The following is a 6,313-nucleotide window of genomic DNA, read 5'->3' on the forward strand; positions in this document are numbered from 1 at the left end:
TTGCATTTACCAGCATTCCCGGCTTGAGCATGTTGTCGCGATTGGCGACAGTGAGCCTTACCCGTGCGCTCCTTGTCCGCGTATCCAGAAAAGGGTCAACAAACTCAACCCGGCCACCGAACTCTTCTCCGGGATAAGCAGCCAACTGCACCTTTGCCTCGTTACCGGGCCCAATAAGCCCGATCTGACTTTCATAGGCGTCCAGCTCCACCCATACGTTGTTCAGGCCTGCAATGGCAAACATTGTCTGCCCTGTGCTGACATAGTCACCCTCAGAAACAGTTCTTTCTGTCAGGTATCCTGATTGCGTGGCATAAACATCGGTATTTGATGATGCCTGTCCGCTCTCCTCGATCAGGTCAATCTGCGATTCTGTCAGGTTGAAAAGCTTAAGTCTTTGTCTTGCCGATTCATAAAGGCGCGGTTGTGTCTCTTTTCCCGCTGCCGCCTGAATCAGCTCCTGCTGGGCCTGCATCATTTCCGGTGAATAGAGTGTTGCCAGCCTTTCACCCTGGCGGATAAACCTTCCGGTATAGTCGGCGAAAAGCTGCTCAATCCTCCCCGGGAAATGGGCTGTTATCCGGCGCTGCTCCCTTTCATTGACAGTCACTTTGCCGGTCAGTCTCATCGTGGTGCCGGAATGGACAGATTCAACCTTCCCGGTCTGCACATTGGCCCACCTGCCGTGACTCTCCTGCAAAGTAAACAGGAACGGATCATCCTCCTGGTGGTCGTCCTCATCTGAAGCGGGAATCAGCTCCATACCGCATATAGGGCAGTCCCCCGGCTCATCCTGCCGCACCTGGGGATGCATTGAGCAGGTATAATCAACATCTGCGCTCTCTTGTATTTCAGTGTGATCATGGTCATGACCGTGATCAGCATGCTCATCATTGCCACCGCCAAACAGCAGCCATCCGAGCAGTATGCCGCCGAGAATCAGCAGCAGGTAAATTCCGTAGGTTCTTTTTTTATCGTTCTCCATGGCGCTATATTTTTACGGTTATCATTTCCTTATCTGTTCTGTCAGGTTTGCCGGTCCTGCATCCCCCTGGTCAGAGGATCGGGGACAGGCGCCGGTCCTGTTATTCAAAAATATTTCTCGCATGTATCCTGTCCATTTCCGCATATTTAATATGCTGATCGACTTTTGCCTCCAGCAACCTCCATTCCAGGTCCACCATCTGGTCCAGCAGCCGCAGCAGCTCATCAAAGCCTTCATCTCCGGCGGCATAGCCCGTTAGAACCAGCTCCCAGGCTTTATGTGTTATTTCCAGTTGTCGCAGGTAAAAATCATGGTCCCGTTGAATATTCCTTGACTCGGCAGTCAGTTCTGCCCATTGGATCTTCAGGTTGTTGACCTGATCGCTTTCGCGGAAAGCCGCGGCTTCGGACTGCAGAACAGCCTGCTGCCTTGTTGCCTCGTTCTTTTTTCTGAATACCGGAAGGGTGACCGAAACCATTGGCATTATCATATGCCCCCCGTCCATTTGTCCCATTGCCGCCCGGCCCGGAGCAAAATATGAGTATTGCAGTCCCACTCCCAGCATTGGCCGGGTCATCAACCGGTTTATGTCTTTCTGTATCTCTGCCGCCTCTGCCCTTGCCGCGGCCATGTTCAGACGGGGATTGCCTCCAAAATCATTTTCTTCCGGGGGAGCAGCTATATCGTTTCCTGAAATTCCGGGTAATTCCTCCGGAGTTTCAATAGCTGCTGTCTCTTCCCTGCCGGCAAGTAAATTGAAGCTGCGGACCAGATAAGTTTTTTCCTCCTCAATCTTTTCAATGCGGTTCTCAAGGTCGGCAATCTGTATCTCCATCCTGTAAATATCCAGTGCCAGACCCCCCCGTTGCTCTCCGCCCCCATACCGGCTATAGATAATATCCTCCCTCTCTTTGAGAATATCGACCGATTGCCTTATTACCTCTTTTTGCTGTTCTTTTTTGTATATCTCAAGCCATAAGCGGGTCATCTCCATAAACAGGCTGTTTCGCTGTTCACGGTACTGATGATGCGTTCCTTCCGCCATATAATGTGCTGCAGTCCTTCTCCTTTCCACCGTGCCGAACCACGGGAACATCTGCATAACCCTCAGGTCAAACCACTGGTTTCCCATCAGCCGCTCCATGGGAGGTGTAAAAAATCCTGCTGAAAGCTCAGGATCGGGCAGGGCAGAGGCAATATCGGCCTGCTGCAATGATGCCTCATAAGCTTTTTGCCCGGCCTGCAGTCCGGGATTACTTTTCAGCGCCTCTTCAAGGTACCTCTCCGGGTATACCTGGGCAACTAAAGGAGGGCTGATGAAAACGGCAACCAAAACAAGAGTTGCAGCCAGGAAAGCCGCCATGGCTGGTTGCCGTGGTTGGGGTCCTGTTTCAGTCAGGCAGGGGTTGTATCCAACTTTTCCCGGACTGATCTTTCCGATTTCCGAATCTGATATAATCATGCTATTGCGCTTCATCATATTTCTGTTTTTGCAAAATCCCGGTTTTCCCAATCAATCGTATCATTTTTTCTGATCTGTCTTATCGTTCCTCCCCTGATCAATCTTATCATTTACTCTGCTCAATAACTTCATTATTAAGTGGTTCACGGTAACTCTGCCTCATTGCTATTATCCTGGCTCAGCATCCGCTCATTCCATGCCGTAAAAAGAACCGGTACCAGGAATAGGGTGATAAGGGCAATGGTCATTCCGCCAAATGCCGGTATGGCCATTGGTATCATTATATCTGCCCCTCTTCCTGTCGAGGTCAGGATGGGCAGAAGCGCCAGAAGTGTTGTTGCCGTGGTCATCAATGCGGGGCGCACGCGTTTTTTGCCTGCTTCGAGGACTGCCGCATAGAGCTCTTCCCTGTTTTCCGGCTTGTGCTTTTTAAAGCTGTTTTGAAGGTACGTTGCTATCAGCACGCCGTCATCGGTGGCAATCCCGAAAAGTGCAATAAAGCCCACCCAGACAGCCACGCTGAGGTTTACCACATCCATCTGGAAAAGATCCCGCATATTCACCCCGAAAGCGCTGAAGTTCATAAACCATGATTGTCCGTAAAGCCACAGCATCAGGAACCCTCCTGCAAACGCAAGTGCTATGGCTGAAAAAATCATAAGCGAGGTGGAGACTGAACGGAACTGGAAATAGAGTATCAGGAATATCACTATCATCGACAGGGGTATGACCAGCATCAGGCGGCGCTCGGCACGCATCTGGTTTTCATAGTTGCCCGAAAACTGGAAATTCACACCCTGCGGAACGACTATATCGCCGCTCTCAATCCTCTGCTCTATCATCTCTGTTGCCTGTTCGATGACCGACAGGTCAGCATGTCCCTGCTCCTTGTCGAAGGTTATATAGGCCACCAGGAATGTATCTTCTCCGCGTATCATACCCGGTCCGCGCCGGAAAGTTATCTCCGCTACCTCGCCCAGGGGGATCTGGTACCCGGCAGGAGAGCTGAGCCAGATATCTTTCAGTTTCTCCGGCTCGTCGCGGAAATCACGCGCGTAGCGGGCCCGGATGTTATACCTTTCCCGGCCCTCCACCGTGGTTGTCATTGTCATCCCGCCAATTGCCACCTCCACCACATGCTGAAACTCTTCAACGGTAATGCCGTGACGGGCCAGGGCACGCCGGTCGGGTTTTATCTCCAGGTAAGGCTTACCCACCACCCGGTCGGCGAAAACCGTAGAGCCCCTGATATAAGGCACCTCCTGCAGAACTCCCTCCATCTGCATTGCAAATCCTTCAATGGTTTCCAGGTCAGGGCCAAACACCTTCATCCCCATCGGCGCCCGCATGCCGGTCTGCAGCATCACCAGCCGTGTTTCAATGGGCTGCAGTTTTGGCGCCGATGTTAGTCCGGGAAACCTCGCTGCCCGGGTTATCTCCTGCCAGATGTCGTCAGGCGTTTGTATATGGTCGCGCCATTGCCGGTAATAACGGCCGCGGGGGTGGGGGATAAGCTCACCGTTTTCATCCCGCACAAACTCCCCGTCCCGGTCCACCTCAAACCGTATCTTCCGGCCATCCATGTCGCTTTTGTATTCACTCCTGTAGTTGATCACATTCTCGAACATGGTCATCGGGGCAGGGTCAAGGGGACTCTCGGCGCGGCCGGCCTTTCCGACCACCATCTCCACCTCCGGAATGGACGCCACGCGGCGGTCCAGTTCCTGCAGGACTTTCAGGTTGTACTCAATGCCGGTATGAGGCATGGTCGTGGGCATCAGCAGGAAACTGCCCTCATCGAGCGATGGCATAAACTCCCGTCCAAGTCCGGGAAAAGTGTGATGAAGACTGCTCCACACACTGGTGGTGCGGACATTAACACCCACATTATCAAATCCCCTGGCCACGAATCCGAAAACGGTGCCAAAGCCCATCCAGATATTGAGTCCCAGAATCAAAATCACAACCGGTATGGCCAGGAATATTCTCTTGTGGTTAAGAAACCACATAAGAATTTGCGGGTAGAAATGAAGGAACAACCTGAACAGTCCCAGAACCAGCGAAATCACAATTACCAGGAACAATATATTGATAAACAGGCTCCTCTCAACCCCGATGGGCAACCATTCGCTGGCAAGCAATATCAGCACCACCAGCAGGGTTATACCCATATTTATTATGGTTTTGTATGGCTTTACCCTTTCGGGGAAAATATTCTGAAGTAATCCCGAAATCCCAAGCAGCACCAGGAACAATCCTGCCCACCACAATATGCTAAATGCAATCACTGCTCCGGCTATAGTCAGCAGTCCGTTCAGCGCAAGCCTTACGTAAAGGTTTTTGAACCAGCCGGTGAACTTTTTCATCCGTAACTTACCTGAGAACTGGTAAGCCAGGACAGGCATAAAGGCCATTGTTATGATCAGCGAGGCGACCAGGGCAAAGGTTTTCGTGAACGCCAGCGGTGAGAACAGCCTTCCCTCTGCCGCCTGCAGCGTAAATACCGGCAGGAAACTTACAATGGTGGTGCTTACCGCGGTGAGTATTGCAGGGGCAACTTCCGCGGAAGCTTCATATATGGTCTCCAGCCTGTTCCTTGCCGAACCTGCCGCCTCACGCAGATGACGCAGTATGTTTTCGTTCATGATAATGCCCAGGTCGACCATCGTACCTATCGAAATGGCTATCCCCGAAAGGGCAACTATATTGGCATCGACCCTGAAATATTTCATCATGATGAAACTCATCAGCACAGCCAGGGGCAACAGGGCCGAGATCAGCAGTGAGGTACGCAGGTGATAGACCATCACGATGATCACTATGATCGAGATAAGGATCTGGAGGATAATGGCATCATTAAGGGTGCCCAGGGTTTCGTATATAAGTTGTGTACGGTCGTAGAAAGGCACTATGGTAACCTGTGACACCGTGCCGTCATCCAGCTCACGGGATGGCAGTCCGGAGCTGATCTCTGCAATCTTATCCTTCACATTTTGTATCACCTGCAGGGGGTTCTCCCCGTAACGGGCAACCACCACGCCTCCGACGGCCTCAACTCCTCCCTTGTCGAGTATACCTCCGTGGTTTCTTACTGCCGGCCCGATATTTACTTTGGCTATATCTTCAATGCGCACCGGAACATTGTTGTTAACGGCAACGACTGTCTGGCGGATATCGTCAAGCGACTCAATATAACCAAGACCCCTGATCAGGTATTCAGCCATGTTATACTCCATGGTGTTGGCGGCCGTTTCCCGGTTGCTTTGCTGCAGGGCGCGGGCCACCTGCATAATTGAAATATTCCGGGTTCTCAGCTCATCAGGATCGAGGTCCACCTGGTACTCCTTCACATGCCCGCCGGCACTTGCCACCTCTGAAACGCCCTGTACGCTGTTGAGGGACAGACGGACATAAAAATCGTGGATCGACCGCAGCTCGTGCAGGTCCCATCCCCCGGCCGGGTCGCCATTCTCATCAAGTCCTTCCAGGGTGTACCAGAAAACCTGTCCGAGAGCGGTAGCATCGGGACCAAGCTGCGGGTTTACTCCCCCGGGAAGCAATCCGGGAGGAAGGGCGTTCAGTTTCTCCAGGATACGTGACCGGCTCCAGTAGTATTCCACATCCTCGTCAAATATCACGTATATGCTTGAAAATCCGAACATGGATGTGCTGCGGATACTTGTCACCCCAGGTATTCCAAGCAGTGCGCTTGTAAGCGGATAGGTGATCTGGTCTTCTATATCCTGCGGAGAGCGTCCCATCCATTCGGTAAAGATGATCTGCTGGTTCTCGCCAATATCGGGTATGGCATCAACCGGTACCGGGTCGCGAGGCAGCACATCGATATCCCAGTTGAAAGGAGCCAC

3 protein-coding genes are annotated in these 6,313 nt (G+C 52.1%); all 3 read right to left on the reverse strand.

The window, feature by feature from the left end; translation table 11 throughout:
• Positions 1-985, reverse strand: a 985-nt coding sequence (locus EA408_00285; protein TVR75467.1) for an efflux RND transporter periplasmic adaptor subunit, incomplete at its 3' end; no start/stop codon positions are given.
• A 100-nt stretch (positions 986-1,085) separates the two neighbouring features.
• Positions 1,086-2,465, reverse strand: a complete 1,380-nt coding sequence (locus EA408_00290; protein TVR75468.1) for a TolC family protein — start codon at positions 2,463-2,465, stop codon at positions 1,086-1,088.
• 125 nt (positions 2,466-2,590) lie between these two features.
• A partial coding sequence (locus EA408_00295; protein TVR75469.1) for an efflux RND transporter permease subunit occupies positions 2,591-6,313 on the reverse strand: 3,723 nt, incomplete at its 5' end.

This window comes from Marinilabiliales bacterium (assembly GCA_007695015.1).
Classification (GTDB): Bacteria; Bacteroidota; Bacteroidia; order Bacteroidales; family PUMT01; genus PXAP01.